Origin of the sequence: Exiguobacterium sp. s141, from assembly GCF_018618085.1 — a bacterium.
Classification (GTDB): Bacteria; Bacillota; Bacilli; order Exiguobacteriales; family Exiguobacteriaceae; genus Exiguobacterium; species Exiguobacterium mexicanum_A.
Map to the genome: position 1 here is coordinate 135,691 of NZ_JACSLJ010000002.1, position 16,096 is coordinate 151,786.

Consider the following 16,096-nt stretch of genomic DNA (forward strand, 5'->3'; position numbering starts at 1 on the left):
TTTTGAAAACAGGTAAGTCACAACAAGAGTATTCTACCCGTTTCACACGCATGCGAATCCGGTTTTTGGGGAAAATAGGAAAAGGGGCTCACTGAGGAGCCCCGGTCCCAGTGACGTCGATGACGACAATCTCCGGTGGATTGAATACACGTGGTACGCTGACGCTATAGTTGAAGCCGCGCCCGATGACGTGAGTGAACGACTCGTGCTTGTACAGACCGCCGGCATACTTCGGAAAGAAGCCCTGGTCCGGCGCGTACAGCCCGTTCAATAAATAGGGAATTCGAACCTGTCCGCCGTGGGCATGGCCTGACAGGACGAGGTCAAACGGTAAGGCGGCGTACGTCTCGACCTGCTCGGCCCGATGTGACAAGAGCAGACTGAACGCCGTCTCCGTGTCGACATCACCGAGTGAGGTCAATGCCGTCTCTTCCCAGCTCGCATGAATGTTTTCCGTGTATGTCCGGAGCGGGTCTTCGAGCCCGCCGATGAGGACGTCGACGCCGTTGACATTGATCGACGCGGTCTCGTTCTCGAGCACGGTCACACCATAGGAGCGAAATACGTCCTTGACGTCGTGGCGGACGAAATCGTCCGAGCCGTCGATCTCATGATTGCCGGTCACGAAATACATCGGCGCGATCCCTTGTAGCCCCTCGATCAATTCAAACGAGGCGTCGGGGGAGCGGAAGCGGTCGAGAATATCGCCGGGTAGGGCGATCAAATCCGGTGCTTGTTCCCGCACCTTGTCGATTAAGACGCGTTGGTCGTCCCCGTACGAGTAGCCATGCAAATCGGACAACAGAACGACCCGGAACGATTGTCCCGATGCGATTTTGTCGGACTCGACTGCGTAGTTTCGGATGGTCAGACCATTATAGAAAGCGGCGAAGAGGAATGCGACCCCGACGCCGATCGTCACATATTTGCGTTTACCTTTGAACATCGTCCGCCTCCTCTCCTTGTCTATCGTTCCTTCATTCTACTCCGTAGAGTAGGGAGACGCAAAAAAAAGCCCGCTCGGAAGCGGGCCATCGAATTATGCTGCTTTAGCAGTCAACTTGACGTCGACGTTGCCGCGTGTCGCTTTTGAGTACGGGCAAACTTGGTGTGCCGCTTCGACGAGACGTTCCGCCGTCGCTTGGTCGACACCTTTGATTTCGACTTCGAGTTCGACCGAGATGAAGAAGCCTTCATCGTCTTGGTTAAGCGTCACGTGTCCTGTGACGTTCGTGCCGTCTGTTTTAATACGTTCTTTGCCGATGACGAGGTTCAAAGCGCTACCGAAACATGCCGCGTAACCTGCTGCGAACAATTGCTCTGGGTTCGTCGCTTCGTCCGCGTGTTTTGAGCCAGGCATCGAAACGTTCAAGTCGATGACGCCGTCCGTCGATGTGACGCGACCTTCGCGGCCACCAATTGCAGTTGCAGAAGCTGTGAATAATGGTTTCATGATTCAATTCCTCCATTTCGTTTTTAGGCAATTAAGTTGTGCACAATCTAATTATAGAGCAGTCAAACAGATAATCAAATGATATGCTTGTCCTAAGACTATAGCCGGAGGAAATACTATGAAAAGTTCGTTAACATTAGAGCATCAGATCTGTTTTCAGCTCTATACCGCTTCAAAAGAGCTTACAAGATTATATCGCCCAATCTTGGCGCCGTTAAACCTGACATATAGCCAGTACTTGGTCATGCTCGTTTTATGGGAAGAGGACAATATCGATTTGAAACAGCTCGGGGAGCGGCTCACGCTCGATTCGGGCACATTGTCACCGCTCGTCAAGCGGCTCATGCAACTCGATTACGTGGAGAAAGTGCGGGCGACCGACGACGAGCGCCGTGTCCTCTTATCCCTCACGCCGTCCGGCAGCGCACTGCGTGAGCAGGCCGAAGACGTACCGGTCAAAGTGAGTGGTATGCTGAATATAGATGAAGCGACGTACGTCGCTTATATGGAGATGCTCATCGATATCAAGACACGACTGCGTGACTTCGGTGAGCGACAGGAGTAGTTTTTTCGAAAGGAGACGCGATGTTTCGTAAACTAGTGATTCTATTGCTCGCGATCGGCATGTATGCGGCCTGGAAGTATGAAGTGCCGAACGTGTCGGCGCCGACGAGCGTTCAAGTGAAGTCGACGGAAGTGGCGGAAGAACAACAGGAACGTGCGACCGATGCGCCGCGCTTCACGAGCCAATACGCAGGGCATGACTGGTACTTGCTCGAGAAGAGCGGTGACCGTAGCCTCGAGTTGATCGATGCTGACGGTTCGAAGAAAGGCCATTACCAGTTCGAGACGGGCAGCATCTTTGAAGGGCTCATCGTGGGCGAGACGACACGACAACAAGTCGAGCAAATCGGCTTCGATGAGGTCAAGTCGTATAATAAGGGACTCAAACGCTATTTGATTCCGGACGACCCGTCGTTCAACGTCTATGCGATTGATGATGACTACGTGACGCTGTTCTTCGATCAGCACGATGAGGACAAGCTAAAGGCCGTGCTCACCGTCGACCGGGACGTCGAGGAGTCGAGCGACGGCTATTACGGCGACGTGTCGAAAGACAATCTCGTCGCGAACGAACAATTGATGCGGATGCTCATGAACTGGGACCGTCAGAAGTTTGGATTGTCGGCGCTCGCTGACTACGAACCGCTGCTCCCGGTCGTGCGCGCCCATAGTGAGAACATGGCCCGCAACAACTTCTTCAGCCATACCGATCCCGAGGGCCGCGACCCGTTCGAGCGGATGAATGAGGCCGGCATCGCCTACTCCCTCGCCGGAGAGAACTTGGCGATGGGACAGATGAGCGTCTTTCACGCCCACTGGGGACTCATGAATTCGCTCGGCCACCGGGAGAACATTTTGAAAGATGGTTTCACGCACGTGTCGGTCGGCCTCGTCTATAATGAAGAATCAAGTCCGTTCTACACGATCAACTTCATCACCCCACGCTAAAAAAAGAATGGCCCGCCGGATTTCGGTGGACCATCCTTTTCCTTATAACAGGCGTTTGACCGCCGTCTCGATCTCGTCCGGTGTCGTCTTCGGCGAGAACCGTTCGATGACGTTGCCGTTCCGGTCGACGAGGAACTTCGTGAAGTTCCACTTGATCGTCTTCGAGCCGAGCAGGCCAGGTGCTTCTTTCGATAAGTATTGGAAGAGCGGGTGGGCGTCTTTCCCGTTCACGTCGACTTTGGCGAACATCGGGAACGTCACGCCGTAGTTCAATTGACAGAACTCGCTGATTTCCTCGTTCGAGCCCGGGTCTTGATTGCCAAACTGGTTGCACGGGAAGCCGAGGATATGGAAACCTTGCCCTTGGTAACGTTCATATAATTTCTCGAGCCCGTCGAGCTGTGGTGTGAAACCGCACTTGCTCGCCGTGTTGACGATCAACAGGACGTCCCCCTCGTATTTGGATAGCGGTTGGAGCTTGCCGCTCATGTCGGCCGCTTCATATTGATAGATCATGCTGATTCCCCCTTTTTGTTTTCATTATACCAATCGGGATTTCAAGACACGACTTTGAACCGGTTGTTCGCAATCAAATTGTCATGAAATGATGAAGTCGTTGTTACAATGAAACATGATGGACGGCGTATAATGAGACTCGTTGTAGAAAGGAACGGTGTTATGTACATACTGAAAAATGAATTTATATGGATCAGTTTGATCCTGATTGGCTTATTCTTCTCGAGCGCGACCCCGTATTCGGACCAGAGCATCGTCTCACCGCTCGAACGGTTCGATTGGACGTGGGCCGAACCGGTACTCTCGACCGTCGACTTCGAGTACGCCGGAGGACCAGTATCGCTCGAGGCGAAAGGGAGCGTCGGCTTGATTGAGTTCTTGATTCGGAAAGCGGCGCACTTCACCGTCTTCTTCGCTCTCGGAGCACTTCTCGTCAAAGCCGTGTCACGGACGAGACTCCATGCCGGTCTGACGATCTTGTTTGCCTGGGCGCTCGCGAATACGGTCGCCATCTTTGATGAGTTCCATCAAAGCCTGACGCCGGAGCGGACGCCGCTCATTCAGGATATCCTGCTCGACAGTTTCGGGGCAGGCTGTGGCGTCCTTCTCGTTGGCGGTTATTATTTGTGGAAACACGGCCGGACGAACCGGTCGCGATCGGGGTATGTCTCCCCAAGGTGGTAAAAAAATCATATAGGTAGTTATTTGAAAAGCGCTTTCAAGAAGTGCTTTTCTTTTTTATTTATAACGTTTTTGTGACATGGGGAAATGAGAAATCCCTTTATACCCCCATTTTTAAACGTATATAACCTAAAACAGGTCAATGTAATGCGAATGAAATATAAGTGTAAAATAACTTTAGGTTTAGATTGCTATAATGAGTCTCAGAGCGATACAGGAATTCGCGTTTTAACTTATAAATTATTCGATCTATTTTATATAGAAATTCACAGAACTCAGCGGAGGGAAGCACATTGGTTAACTTTAAGAAACTTGCAGCAACCGTCACTTTAGGAGCTCTTCTCATTAGCGGCACGACACCTGGCTATGCAGCGTCACTTACAGACAAACAGAAAAAGGTGCAGCAGCAACAACAAAAGAATAGCAGTGAACAGAGCAAAGCGAACGCCTCGATCCAAAAACGTGAACAGGCAATCAGCAAAGAGCAGCAAGAAATCAACAAGTTAGATGCCGAACTCCAAGACGTCATCAATGACGTCGCTCAAAAAAAAGCTGAGATTCGTGCGACACAACAAAAAATTGCGGCCCTTCAAAAGAAAATCAAGCAATACGAAGCAAAGATGAAGGCGCAAGAAGAGTTGATGAAAGAGCGCATGGCCACGATGCAAAAAAATGGCGGTGGCTCGATCGACTGGGCTGAATTCATCTTCGGTTCAAAAGACTTCGGTGACTTACTCACACGAATGATCACAGCCGGTACGATTCAAGAGAACGACAAGCAGATTTTTGAAGAATACCAAGCGACGAAAGACAAATTGGCTGCAGCGCAAGCTGAGTTGAAAGCCGAGCGCGATGCTCTCGTGAAACAAAAAGAAGAACTCGAACAACGTCAAAAGACGCTCAACAAGAAAATGAAAGAGCGCGCAGCGAAAATCAAGAAACTCAACGCTGAAAAAGTGAAGTTCGAATCGAAATTGGTGAGCCTCCAAGAAATGGAGTCAACACTCAAGTCACAAGAGAAAGCCATCAAAGCTGAAATGGAAGCGCAACGTCGTGCAGCGGAAGAAGCCAAACGTGCGGCAGCGGCAGCAGCGGCTGCGAAGAAACAACAGAGTTCAAACTCTGGCGCAGTCAGCACACCGCAAGCATCGGCTGCGACATCTGTACCGGCAAGTGGTGGCATGTTCCAACGCCCGGCGAACGGTCGTCTTTCACAAGGTTGGGGCGCGGCGAGCGGTGCGAACGGCTACTCGTTCCACAACGGACTTGATATCGCGGGACCAGTCGGAACGCCGATCAATGCGTCACAAACAGGTACGGTCACACGTGCTGGATGGGGTGGGGCCTACGGCAACCACGTCATCATCACGCATGTGTTGAACGGGCAGGTCTGGACGACAGTGTACGCACACATGAGCTCGGTATCGGTATCAGCCGGTCAACGTGTGACACAAGGCCAAAACATCGGCGCGATGGGTAGCACAGGGAACTCGACTGGCTCACACTTGCACTTTGAGATTCACCGTGGCGGCTACTCGTACTCGTCTTCGAGCGCGGGCAACACGGTCAACCCAGCTTCATTCTTCTAAACGTATAGTAAAAGTGATCGACGAACGCGTCGATCACTTTTTTGTTGCCTTATACGCGATCAAGGTCAGCAGGGCGGCACCGATGACGCTCAGCCAGAGCGTATCCCAGTTCGGGTCGTTAACCATGCTTCTTCCACCGAGGACCACCATATAACTGAGCACGGCGAGCGTGACGACTGTCAAGGCGGTCATCCGGACCCGGCGCGGGATGCGGAGCCACCAACCGAATAATCTGTTCATCAAAAATCGCCTCCCCCTACAGTATAGGGGAGACGCATCAAATCAGCTAGGCAATCGAATCCACGCCGAGGTGAAGATTTTCTGATACCCGACTTCTTTATAAATCTTGTTCGATGTCGGGTTGCTCAAATCCGTATAGAGCGTACAATATTGTTTCGACGTCAAGAGCTCCCGGCTCAGCTCGGCGACAAGCGAGCGTGCATAGCCGCGCTTGCGCAACGCTTTTGGCGTGTAGACGAACGAGACGGTGACGCCGTTTGCGGTCTCACGCGATTTCTTCGCACATGAAACGACCTTGCCGTCGACTTCCCAGACGTACACTTCTTGATTCTCGAGCATCGTCGCGATCTTTTGTTTCGCTTCCTTCTTCGACGAGACCCGCAAACCAGTTTCCTTTTCAAACGCGTTATACGCCTTCACGAGGAACGTCTCATCTTCCTCGGTGGCACGTCGCATCGACCCTTCCGACAGCGGGATGTCGTTGACGTGATCAAGACGGTACAGACCTTGCTCCATGAAAACTTTCGGCTCTCGTGCCGTCAGGATGTACCAGAGCGTGTAGAAATTCATCGCTAGATCGGCTTGCGAGACGACCTCGGTGAATGGGATATCACCATTTAATAGTTCAGGCACGAGCAGACGAAGGACGTCATCCTCTCGCTCGGGCGTAACGAGCACATAGTTGAGCGGATGGGGCGGCGTCACTTGCAGGATCGCGAGCACATCACCGTCATCTTCGACGGTCAGTTGATGATACGACTCGTATCGGCCTTGCTTGATGGCATCGAGCACGCCAATCATCAAGCTGTTCTCGGCCTCATGTTCGAGCAGGTGGGGCATGACACGTTCTTCAAATCCGGATAGGTCGTTCCAACGAATCAGTTCCATGTAAACACCCTTTCTTCGTATGTATGAAAAACGGGCAAACCGCGTGGCCTGCCCGTTTTCCTCATTCTATCAAATTTTGGAGCGTATTATGCGATCTCTTCGCGCGCTTTGGCGTCGTCGAGGAGTTTCGTGTTGCGTTTGAAGTAGTGAACGATCTTGGCGATGGCCCCGTCTCCCGTGACGTTCGTCGCCGTGCCGAAGCTATCTTGTGCCAAATAGAGAGCGATGACGAGACTTTGCATCGTCGCATCGAACCCGAGGATTGAACCGAACAAACCGAGTGAGGCCATAACGGCTCCACCTGGTACGCCTGGTGCCGCGATCATCGTGACGCCGAGGGCGAGGATGAACGGAAGCACGATCGCGTAAGACATCGGCATGCCGTTCAAGTACATGAGGGCGACACCGACCGATGTGAGCGTGATGGTCGACCCTGACAAGTGGATCGTCGCACAGAGCGGGACGACGAAGTTGGCGACGCCCTCGTCCGTGTTGTTCGCTTTCGCTTGGCGAAGCGTGACCGGGATTGTCGCCGCTGACGACTGTGTCCCGATGGCCGTGAAGTAAGCCGGCATCATCGTCTTCAAGAGGCGAAGCGGGTTCTCTTTGTTGAGACCCCCTGCGATTGAGTATTGAATCAAGAGCATCGTCAAGTGTAGGACGATGATTGTGACGAAGACGAGCGAGAACACCGAGAGAATCTCAGCGACTTGTCCGGCATACGTCATGTTCATGAAAATTCCGGCGATGTGAATCGGTAATAGTGGAATGATGACTTTGCTGATGAGTAGTTCAATGATATCGCGGAAATCCATGGCTAGGTCGAGCGAGCGCTTGCTTTCGATGGCGGCAATCCCGATGCCGATGACGAATGCGAGAATGAGCGCCGTCATAACGCCGAATACCGGTGGGATCTCGAATTCCATGAAGCCTTTTAAGAGCGCTTCCTCCGGGCTTTCAGCTGACGCGTTGTTACGTGTCAAAATTTGTGGGAACAGGTTGCTCGTCGCGAAGTAGGCGAGCGTCCCGGCAGCGATTGTCGATACGTATGCGATTAGTGCCGTCAAACCGACCAATTTCCCAGCGCCTTTTCCAAGTTCCCCGATTCCTGGAATGATGAAGGCGAGAATGATGAGTGGGATGGCGAAGCCTAGGAACTGTCCAAAGACCGTGTTGAACGTGACGAACGTCCGGACAATCCAGTTCTGGCTTTCTGGTACGATGCTACCGAGTAGAATCCCGAATGCGATAGCGATGATGATGCGACCTAGAAGGCCAATGCGTAATTTCAAATAAATCATCCTCTCTAAATGTTTGAATTGTTGCTATTTTCGCACATTTCATGCGGTGTTGCCACCCTATCTTTCATTTTTCAACGAAGATTGACGTTTGACAACTTTGAAATAGGGTATCACAAAATGTTGGAGTGGAAAAGGGAGGGACCTTCTTCTTTTCCTAATATACAAACGATGTTATGATTAATTTTGAATAGACGTATAAGGAGGGGTGACGCGTGCAGGTACAACGAACAACAATTCATATCGCGGGTCAAGACTATACGATCGTCAGCGAAGAGCCGGCCGATCATGTGAGGGAAGTGGGCTTTCTGGTCGATAGCAAAATCCGTGAGATTCGTGAACAGTCCCCTCATCTAGACGCTCGTCAGGCAGCGGTGCTCGCCGCTATCCAAATCGCGAGCGATCACGTCAAAACTAAACGAAATACGGGAGAATAAATCACTTTATGGTTACTCTACTTATACTGTTTTTCTTGTTCATCGGAATCGTTAACGGGTTCCGTCGCGGGGCGATCTTGCAGCTCGGCCATTGGGTCGCGCTCATCATCAGTTTCCTCGTCGCCAATGCATACTACCGTGATCTCGCCGAAGCGTTCAAGCTTTGGATTCCGTATCCGTCGCAACTCGATGGAACGCTTCCGAAAGGTGTCATCGATTTAAACGCGCTCACGGGGCTCGAGATGACATTTTATAACGTCTTTTGGTTCGTCGTCTTGTTCGTCATCACGAAACTTGTCTTGCATCTCATTCTATCGATGCTCGACTTCTTGACGGACTTGCCGATCTTGCGCCAATTGAAAGGCATCATCGGTGCCGTCCTCGGTTTCTTCGAGGCGTATGTGATCACGTTCTTCATTTTATGGGTCATCGCCTTCGTGCCGATGGCAAGCGTCCAAAGTGCGGTCGATAACTCGTCGCTCGCGACGTACATCATTCAAGACACGCCATACCTCTCAGAATGGTTCTCGAATAAGATGTTGTAACACGACAGGCCGGAATGCAAGCTAGTGCTTGTGTCTCGGCCTTTTCTGTATGGAAAAGGGGGAATTTCAATGAATAAAGTTGAAGCGATGATGCTGTTAGAAAAAATCGCGCAATATATGGAGATTAAAGGGGAGAACCCGTTCAAAATCAACGCCTTCCGGAAAGCCGCGACGGCGCTCGAGAACACGGAGCTCGAACTCGAAGACATCGAGGATTTGACGACAATCTCTGGGATCGGCAAAGGGACGGCTGCCGTCCTGCAAGAGTGGCGGGACACGGGGCGGAGCGAAGTGCTCGAGTCACTCCAAGAAGAGATCCCATACGGTCTCATGAAACTGCTCAAAATCCAAGGACTCGGCGGCAAGAAGCTCGCCAAGCTCCGTGAAATCGGCGTCGTCGACCTCGAGACACTCATTACCGTGTTAGAGGACGGCACGGCCGCGAGCCTGCCGGGATTCGGGGCGAAGAGCGTCGAGAAGTTGCTCACGGCGGCACGGAACCTCGAGTCACGTCCGGAACGTTTGGCGTACGCCATGATGCGTCCGGTCGTCGAAGAGATTGAGACGGTGCTCGAAGCCGAGCCGCTCGTCTTGCGCCATTCGGTCGGCGGCAGTTTCCGCCGCGCCGAGGAGACGTGTAAAGACCTCGACTTCATCATCGCGACCGAGGAACCTGTCGCCCTCCGCGATAAGCTGCTCGCCCTCCCGTTCATCAACGAGGTCATCGCGGCCGGCGAGACGAAAGTGTCGCTCGTCCTTGAGCGCGAGGAGATGGTGTCGGTCGACTTCCGCATGGTCGAACCGGGCGCCTTCGCCGCGACGCTCCATCACTTCACCGGCTCGAAAGACCATAACGTCCGGATGCGCCAGCTCGCCAAGGCGAAGGGTGAGTCGATCTCCGAGTATGGCGTCGAGACGGCGGACGGCCTCTGGCAACCAGAGACGGAAGCCGAGCTGTTCGAGCGATACGGTCTGCCGTTCATCCCGCCAGAGCTCCGGGCAGGGAATCTTGAGTTCGAACACGACATCTCGAAGCTCGTGACGCTCGAGGACATCAAGGCCGACGCCCATATGCACACGGTCTGGTCGGACGGGAAGCTGACGGTCGACGAGCTCGTCGCGGCGATGAAAGCGCGCGGCTACGAGTGGATCGCCATCACCGACCACGGCAAATACATGTCGTTCGTCAACGGCTTGACCGAGGAACGGCTCGAGGCGCAAGGGGAAGAAATCCTTGAGGCCGCGAAGAAACACGAGATGCACGTCCTGCGCGGTGTCGAGATGGACATCCGCCCGGACGGGACGCTCGACTATGAGCCCGAGTTCTTGGCGACGCTCGACTACGTCGTCGCTTCGATTCACTCGAAGATGGACCAATCCGTCGACGAGATCATGGCCCGGCTCGAGAACGCCTGCCGCTCGCCGTACGTCAACGTCATCGCCCATCCGACCGGTCGCCTCATCGGGCGACGTGACGGCTATCCGATCGATGAGGAGCGCTTGATCGCCCTCGCCAAAGAGACGGGGACGGCGCTCGAGTTGAACGCGAACCCGAACCGGCTCGATTTGAGGGCCTCGACGCTGAAGAAAGCGAAGGCGGCCGGCGTCAAACTGATGATCAACACCGACACGCACCACCCTGATATGATGGAAGATATGGCACTCGGCGTCCTGCACGCCCGGAAAGCCTATCTCGAACCGTCAGACATCATCAACTGCCTCTCGTTCGAGGACGCCAAGGCGTTCATCGACGCGAAGCGACAGAAAGGAACATGCTAGATGGATCACGCGTTACGCGTTTTAGAATATGAAAAACTACGCCAGCAGCTCGCTGACCACGCCGCGAGCTCGCTCGGCAAAGAACGGGCGCACAACATGCAGCCCGACTATACGTACGACCGGGTATTGTCGAACTTGAACGTCACTCGTGAGGCGACCGAGGTCGTCCGTCTTCGGGATCGTCTCCCGCTCGGCGGGCTGACCGACGTCCGCAGTGAAGTGAAACGGGCCGCCATCGGCTCGGTCCTGTCGACGAGCGAACTGCTCGCCGTCGCCGCCGTCATGTACAGCGGTCGCCAAGTGAAGAACTTCTTCGAGAAGCTTCATGAAGACAATGAAGACCTCCGCATCCCGCGCCTCGACGAGTATGCCGAGCGTTTGACGAAGCTGATCGAGGTCGAACAGTCGATCCGTCACGCCATCGACGACCAAGGCACGGTCCAAGATTCAGCAAGCGACCGTCTCCGTGGTCTCCGGACCCAGCTCCGTAGCTTTGAAGGCAGCGTCCGCTCACGGATTGACAACATCCTCCGCAACAACGCGAAGATGCTGTCAGACGCCATCGTCACGATTCGGAACGACCGCTATGTCGTCCCGGTCAAGATGGAGTACCGCCAAACGTTCGGCGGGATCGTCCACGACCAATCGGCATCGGGCCAGACGCTCTTCATCGAGCCACAGGCAATCGTGTCGATCAACAACGAGATTCAAGAAGTCCGCTTGAAAGAGCGTGCCGAGATCGACCGCATCTTGAGCGAACTGTCGAACCTCGTCGGCGGTGTCGCCGATTCGGTCGTAATCAATCTCGACGTGCTCGCCACGCTCGACTTCGTGTTCGCGAAAGTCGCCTACGGCCATCAGCTCAAAGCGACGGAGCCGAAATTGAACGACGAACGCGAAATCAAGTTGAAACAGGCGCGTCACCCGTTCATCCCGCAAGATGAGGTCGTGCCGATCACGGTCGAGCTCGGTGAGGCATTCACGTCGCTCGTCATTACCGGACCGAACACTGGCGGTAAGACGGTGACGCTCAAGACGCTCGGATTGCTCCAACTGATGGTGCAGTCAGGTCTGTACGTACCGGCTGAGTTCGGGACGGAGCTGTCCGTCTTTGACGCCATCTATGCTGACATCGGGGATGAGCAGTCGATCGAGCAGAGCTTGTCGACGTTCAGCTCGCACATGACGAACATCGTCAGCATGCTCGACAAGATCGACTTCATGTCACTTGTCCTGTTCGATGAGCTCGGTGCCGGGACCGACCCGCAAGAAGGGGCGGCCCTTGCCATCGCCATCCTCGACGAAGTGAAACGACGCGGCGCCCGCGTGGCGGCGACGACGCATTACTCGGAACTGAAGGCTTACGCCTACAACCGCGAAGGCGTCATGAACGCCTCGATGGAGTTCGATATCGAATCACTCAGCCCGACGTATCGCCTGTTGATTGGCGTACCAGGTCGTTCGAACGCGTTCGAGATCAGTCGACGTCTCGGCTTATCGGAACAAGTCATCGACAAGGCGCGGAGCCATGTCGGCACCGACGCCGAATCGGTCGAATCGATGATCAATGAGCTCGAGGCGGCCAAGCAACGCGCCGAACAACTCGAGAAAGAACTCATCGTCAAACGCCACGACCTTGAAGAAGAGCAGGCGGCGTTCGAGGCGAAGCTGACCGATTTCGAGCGCGAACGCGACACGATGTACGGCGAAGCCGAGGCTCGTGCCGAGAAGGCCGTCGAACAGGCGAAGCGCCAGGCGAACGAAGTCATCGACCGTTTGAAGAAGCTGCGCGCAGAAGGGATCGTCAAAGAGCACGAGATCATCGCCGCGAAGAAGCAGCTCGAATCGGCAAAACCGACGCTCCAAGAGAAAAAGATCCAAAAAGTGAAACAAAAAGCGCAACAGAAACGTACGTTCAGTAAAGGCGAAGAAGTGAAAGTGACGACGTTCAACCAAAAGGGCTATATCGTGAAGCAATTGAACGACAACGAGTACAACGTCCAAGTCGGGATCATGAAAGTGAACGTCAAAGCGGACGACCTTCAGAAGATCGGCCCATCGAAAGAGCAGTCGCTCCAGTCGAAAGGCAGCTCGCTCAAGCGTCAGAGCTCGACGAAGTCGGAGCTCGACCTGCGCGGCGTCCGGGTCGAAGAAGGGCTTTCCCGCCTCGACAAATATATCGACGAGGCGCTCGTGTCCGGGTATGACAACGTCCGTATCATCCATGGTCTCGGGACCGGTGCGATGCGACAGGCGACGCAAGAGTACCTAAAAGGACATCGTCACGTGAAGAGTCAGCGCCCCGGTGGGATGGGTGAAGGCGGACTCGGTGTCACGGTCGTCGAACTGAAGTGAGGGTATGATGATAATGGGGAACGTAACGTTTGGTGTATTGCTTGAATCGCTCGGTCTGTATTCAATCGCCGGACTCATGATTGTCGTCGGTCTCGCCGTCTTCGAGGTGACGACACCGTACAGCAATTGGCGCGAGATTCAAAAAGGAAACATCGCCGTCGCACTCGCGACCGGCGGGAAAATCGTCGGTCTCGCCAACATCTTCCGTGTCGTCGAGAGCCATCACGACCAAACGATGGATGTGTTGGTCGGGGGGAGCTTCGGCTTCTTCCTTCTCTTGACGACGTATTGGTTATTCGAATTTTTGACGCCGTCGCTCAAAGTGAACGAGGAGATCGGGAAAGGGAATATCGCTGTCGGCCTGATGGCGTTCCTGCTCTCGATTGGGGTCTCGCTCGTCGTCGGCGCGGCGTTGGTGAGGTGAAGACATGGTATATGAGAGACTAGCGAAGATTCTCTTCATCGGGGCCGGCCTGTTTTTGGTGGCAGCGGGACTGTGGTTTATCTTTTATTAACTCGAAGCATGGAGCGTCCGAGATGGGCGCTCCTTTTTCGATTTTAGAAACCTATAATATAAAATATCTAGGTGAAAGGAAAATATTTTACATTTTATATATGAAACGATTTATACTAAAACTAGAATTTGGAATTATATACATATGAAGGTCAAATAGTAAAAACGAATCAAAAGATGAGGTGTACACGATGTCGAATGGATCAGAAATGTTTGAGGTATTGATGACAAATGCGGTGAAATTACCGGGGGTGAAAGTCGATCGAAAAGAGTTTTTAGCTCAAAGTTTCAGTAAGCACGTTCCAGCCAGTCAGTTGGCGGATATTGTTGAAAAAGGGCCGATTGAAGCGAACGTGCCACTCACGCTGATTAAAAAAATCGCGAAACGCAATATCGCTAACCAAACGATGAAGAGTTCGAGTGCTTCTTTTGCAGCGGGATTACCTGGAGGAATCGGACTAGCAGCGACGATTCCGGCAGATACCGCACAGTTTTTTGGGTTTTCTTTACGTTTGGCGCAAGAAACAGGATATTTGTACGGCTACGATGACTTTTGGGAAAATGGAGAACTTGACGCCGAACGGGTAAACGGGGACTTAGTCCTGTTCTTGGGCGTCATGTTTGGTGTGGGAGGCGCGGCAGCAACTATCAAAGCCTTGTCCGCTCAACTGTCGAAACAAGCCTTGAAACAACTCCCGAAGAAAGCGTTGACGAAAACTGTATATTTTCCAATCATTAAGAAGATGTCAGCGATGATTGGGGTGAAGATGACAAAAGATACGTTCGCTAAAGGTGTGTCGAAGATGATCCCACTTGCAGGAGGCGTCATTTCGGGGGGACTCACTTTCTCTTCGATGACAAAGATGGGAAACCGTCTTTTGCATGCGCTTGAAGACAGCTTAAATATGACAGAAGAAGAACTAGTTGAGAGTTTTGCAGAAATGAAGCGAGAGAATTTTGACATCATTGAGGCTGAATTTGTGGAAATCGAGGAGCTTTTGCGCGAAGAAGGGATATGAATGAAGAATGAGCGACGTTTTCGGACGTCGCTTTTTTGAAAGGGGGAGACAAGTGTGGCAATCGATTTGAACTTTTTGATGACGACGGAAGACTATGTGCTCGAGACGGAGTCGTTCCAGATGAAGGGCGTCACCTATTATCCACTCGAATGGACGTTTTTCGGGGCAAGCGACCCGACGATGCTCTTGACGTGGGACGCGAAACGCGACCGCATCAGGATCCGTTTCGAGCAATATGCGGTGTTTCTTGGGACAATCGAGTACCATAGTATTCATGAAGAAGGGCTACGCAATGCTTACCCAATCGTGAAACTGAAGACGTCCCGATTCACACGATTCGCCGCAGAGAACATGGGGACAGAACGTGTCAACACGTACCGAGGCGAATTATCTCATTATGTGATTCGGACGTTTGAGCAAGAGTTTCACATCTTGGCATACGAAGAGCCGACCGTGCTCGACTTGGGGAAAGCCGGGGATACAGGGGTTGTGGTCGAAACTATAGATGAACTTTCTTAAAAAATCTAGCAGATGCGGAGGAGGTTCGATGATGAAGAAGTTACTCTTATCCGTCGCTCTGTTCGCAGGAGCAATGCTTGCTTTAACCGGTTGCGGAGGAACGGACATGGTTGAAACGATTGACGACAGACCCGTTATTCATTTCGATGCCGGTACAATCATTTCGTCAGCACGCGACCATCAAATCAAGATGCTCACGCTATCGAGTGTTCCGACCGATGTCGTTGCCATATCCGGAGCGGTTAAAGAGTTGCAGGGCATGCAAGCAGACAACGACATATACTCGACCGAACTGGAGGGCTTGCAACATGAGGATTCCTCGGCCGTTCAGTTCAAAGACCTCATTGTCGAATATTTAGAAGCTGAAAACGCGTATATCGATCAAACCATCGAGGCCTTATACGGTGGAGGCACGAGCCGCCCAAGTCGATTTTCGATGGAGTCGCTCTACTCGCGAATAAACGCAAAAGTGTCAGACTTCCGATATGAGCCCAAATAAACGGCTATTTCATAAAGTCAGAGTATGAAAACGTGTATGCAGAAGATGTGATACACGTTTTCAGCCTCTATATCAGCGTATTCAAGAAGCCTCAATCTTACAGATTACATCGCACAGCCCTAAACGCAGCTAGGTGACGTAATTCGTAGTGAGGTTTTTTGATTTTTAGTTGGTGACAGAAATCAACCCTTAAGAAGGCAATCAATCTATACTGAAATGTTTCTCTAGACGAGCTTAAAGGAAACAGTATAT

At 52.7% G+C, this 16,096-nt stretch carries 18 protein-coding genes; 12 read left to right on the forward strand and 6 right to left on the reverse strand.

The annotated features are described in order from the left end of the window. Window positions 1-88: 88 nt before the first annotated feature. Together KNP74_RS05225 and KNP74_RS05230 are read right to left on the reverse strand one after the other, a co-directional pair. Complete coding sequence (locus KNP74_RS05225) at window positions 89-946, reverse strand: metallophosphoesterase (protein WP_214763723.1); 858 nt, start codon at window positions 944-946, stop codon at window positions 89-91. Window positions 947-1,039: 93 nt separating this feature from the next. Further along, window positions 1,040-1,453, reverse strand: a complete 414-nt coding sequence (locus KNP74_RS05230; RefSeq protein ID WP_021066776.1) for an organic hydroperoxide resistance protein — start codon at window positions 1,451-1,453, stop codon at window positions 1,040-1,042. 118 nt (window positions 1,454-1,571) lie between these two features. Here KNP74_RS05230 and KNP74_RS05235 point away from each other — a divergent pair, with 118 nt between their 5' ends. Together KNP74_RS05235 and KNP74_RS05240 are read left to right on the forward strand one after the other, a co-directional pair. Beyond that, the gene (locus KNP74_RS05235) at window positions 1,572-2,018 is read left to right on the forward strand and encodes a MarR family winged helix-turn-helix transcriptional regulator (protein WP_214763725.1); all 447 of its coding nucleotides are present in this window, start codon (window positions 1,572-1,574) and stop codon (window positions 2,016-2,018) included. 20 nt (window positions 2,019-2,038) lie between these two features. Continuing rightward, window positions 2,039-2,965 (forward strand): CAP domain-containing protein, encoded by a 927-nt coding sequence (locus KNP74_RS05240; RefSeq protein WP_214763726.1) that lies wholly within the window; start codon window positions 2,039-2,041, stop codon window positions 2,963-2,965. A gap of 42 nt (window positions 2,966-3,007) precedes the next feature. Here KNP74_RS05240 and KNP74_RS05245 read toward each other — a convergent pair whose 3' ends face one another. Next, window positions 3,008-3,481 carry a glutathione peroxidase gene (locus tag KNP74_RS05245; RefSeq protein WP_214763728.1) on the reverse strand — a complete coding sequence of 158 codons (474 nt, stop codon included), beginning with the start codon at window positions 3,479-3,481 and terminating at the stop codon, window positions 3,008-3,010. Between the two features lie 162 nt (window positions 3,482-3,643). Here KNP74_RS05245 and KNP74_RS05250 point away from each other — a divergent pair, with 162 nt between their 5' ends. Both KNP74_RS05250 and KNP74_RS05255 read left to right on the forward strand, forming a co-directional pair. Continuing rightward, on the forward strand, window positions 3,644-4,165 hold the full coding sequence (locus KNP74_RS05250) for a VanZ family protein (protein WP_214763729.1): 522 nt from the start codon (window positions 3,644-3,646) through the stop codon (window positions 4,163-4,165). 290 nt (window positions 4,166-4,455) lie between these two features. After that, the gene (locus KNP74_RS05255; RefSeq protein ID WP_214763730.1) at window positions 4,456-5,751 is read left to right on the forward strand and encodes a murein hydrolase activator EnvC family protein; all 1,296 of its coding nucleotides are present in this window, start codon (window positions 4,456-4,458) and stop codon (window positions 5,749-5,751) included. Between the two features lie 33 nt (window positions 5,752-5,784). On the opposite strand, the gene KNP74_RS05260 is transcribed toward KNP74_RS05255, so the two are convergent. From KNP74_RS05260 to KNP74_RS05270, 3 genes are all read right to left on the reverse strand, one after another. Then, window positions 5,785-5,991 carry a hypothetical protein gene (locus KNP74_RS05260; RefSeq protein ID WP_114165934.1) on the reverse strand — a complete coding sequence of 69 codons (207 nt, stop codon included), beginning with the start codon at window positions 5,989-5,991 and terminating at the stop codon, window positions 5,785-5,787. 42 nt (window positions 5,992-6,033) lie between these two features. Next, on the reverse strand, window positions 6,034-6,879 hold the full coding sequence (locus KNP74_RS05265) for a GNAT family N-acetyltransferase (RefSeq protein WP_214763731.1): 846 nt from the start codon (window positions 6,877-6,879) through the stop codon (window positions 6,034-6,036). Between the two features lie 86 nt (window positions 6,880-6,965). Then, window positions 6,966-8,180, reverse strand: coding sequence for a dicarboxylate/amino acid:cation symporter (locus tag KNP74_RS05270; protein WP_138859807.1), 1,215 nt, complete (start codon window positions 8,178-8,180; stop codon window positions 6,966-6,968). A gap of 212 nt (window positions 8,181-8,392) precedes the next feature. Here KNP74_RS05270 and zapA point away from each other — a divergent pair, with 212 nt between their 5' ends. The 8 genes from zapA (at window position 8,393) to KNP74_RS05310 (ending at window position 15,844) form a co-directional block, all read left to right on the forward strand. Next, a complete protein-coding gene (gene zapA / locus KNP74_RS14915; RefSeq protein ID WP_021066785.1) occupies window positions 8,393-8,614 on the forward strand; it encodes a cell division protein ZapA in 222 nt (73 codons plus the stop codon). A gap of 8 nt (window positions 8,615-8,622) precedes the next feature. After that, window positions 8,623-9,159, forward strand: coding sequence for a CvpA family protein (locus KNP74_RS05280; RefSeq protein ID WP_034776712.1), 537 nt, complete (start codon window positions 8,623-8,625; stop codon window positions 9,157-9,159). 63 nt (window positions 9,160-9,222) lie between these two features. After that, the gene (polX, locus tag KNP74_RS05285; RefSeq protein WP_214764017.1) at window positions 9,223-10,938 is read left to right on the forward strand and encodes a DNA polymerase/3'-5' exonuclease PolX; all 1,716 of its coding nucleotides are present in this window, start codon (window positions 9,223-9,225) and stop codon (window positions 10,936-10,938) included. Beyond that, complete coding sequence (locus KNP74_RS05290; protein WP_214763732.1) at window positions 10,939-13,293, forward strand: endonuclease MutS2; 2,355 nt, start codon at window positions 10,939-10,941, stop codon at window positions 13,291-13,293. Between the two features lie 13 nt (window positions 13,294-13,306). Next, window positions 13,307-13,717, forward strand: coding sequence for a DUF350 domain-containing protein (locus tag KNP74_RS05295; RefSeq protein ID WP_240731249.1), 411 nt, complete (start codon window positions 13,307-13,309; stop codon window positions 13,715-13,717). A 299-nt stretch (window positions 13,718-14,016) separates the two neighbouring features. Next, a complete protein-coding gene (locus tag KNP74_RS05300) occupies window positions 14,017-14,826 on the forward strand; it encodes a pectinesterase (protein ID WP_251130104.1) in 810 nt (269 codons plus the stop codon). 54 nt (window positions 14,827-14,880) lie between these two features. Next, on the forward strand, window positions 14,881-15,345 hold the full coding sequence (locus tag KNP74_RS05305) for a hypothetical protein (RefSeq protein ID WP_214763734.1): 465 nt from the start codon (window positions 14,881-14,883) through the stop codon (window positions 15,343-15,345). A gap of 31 nt (window positions 15,346-15,376) precedes the next feature. Beyond that, window positions 15,377-15,844 (forward strand): hypothetical protein, encoded by a 468-nt coding sequence (locus tag KNP74_RS05310; RefSeq protein ID WP_214763735.1) that lies wholly within the window; start codon window positions 15,377-15,379, stop codon window positions 15,842-15,844. Window positions 15,845-16,096: the final 252 nt, after the last annotated feature.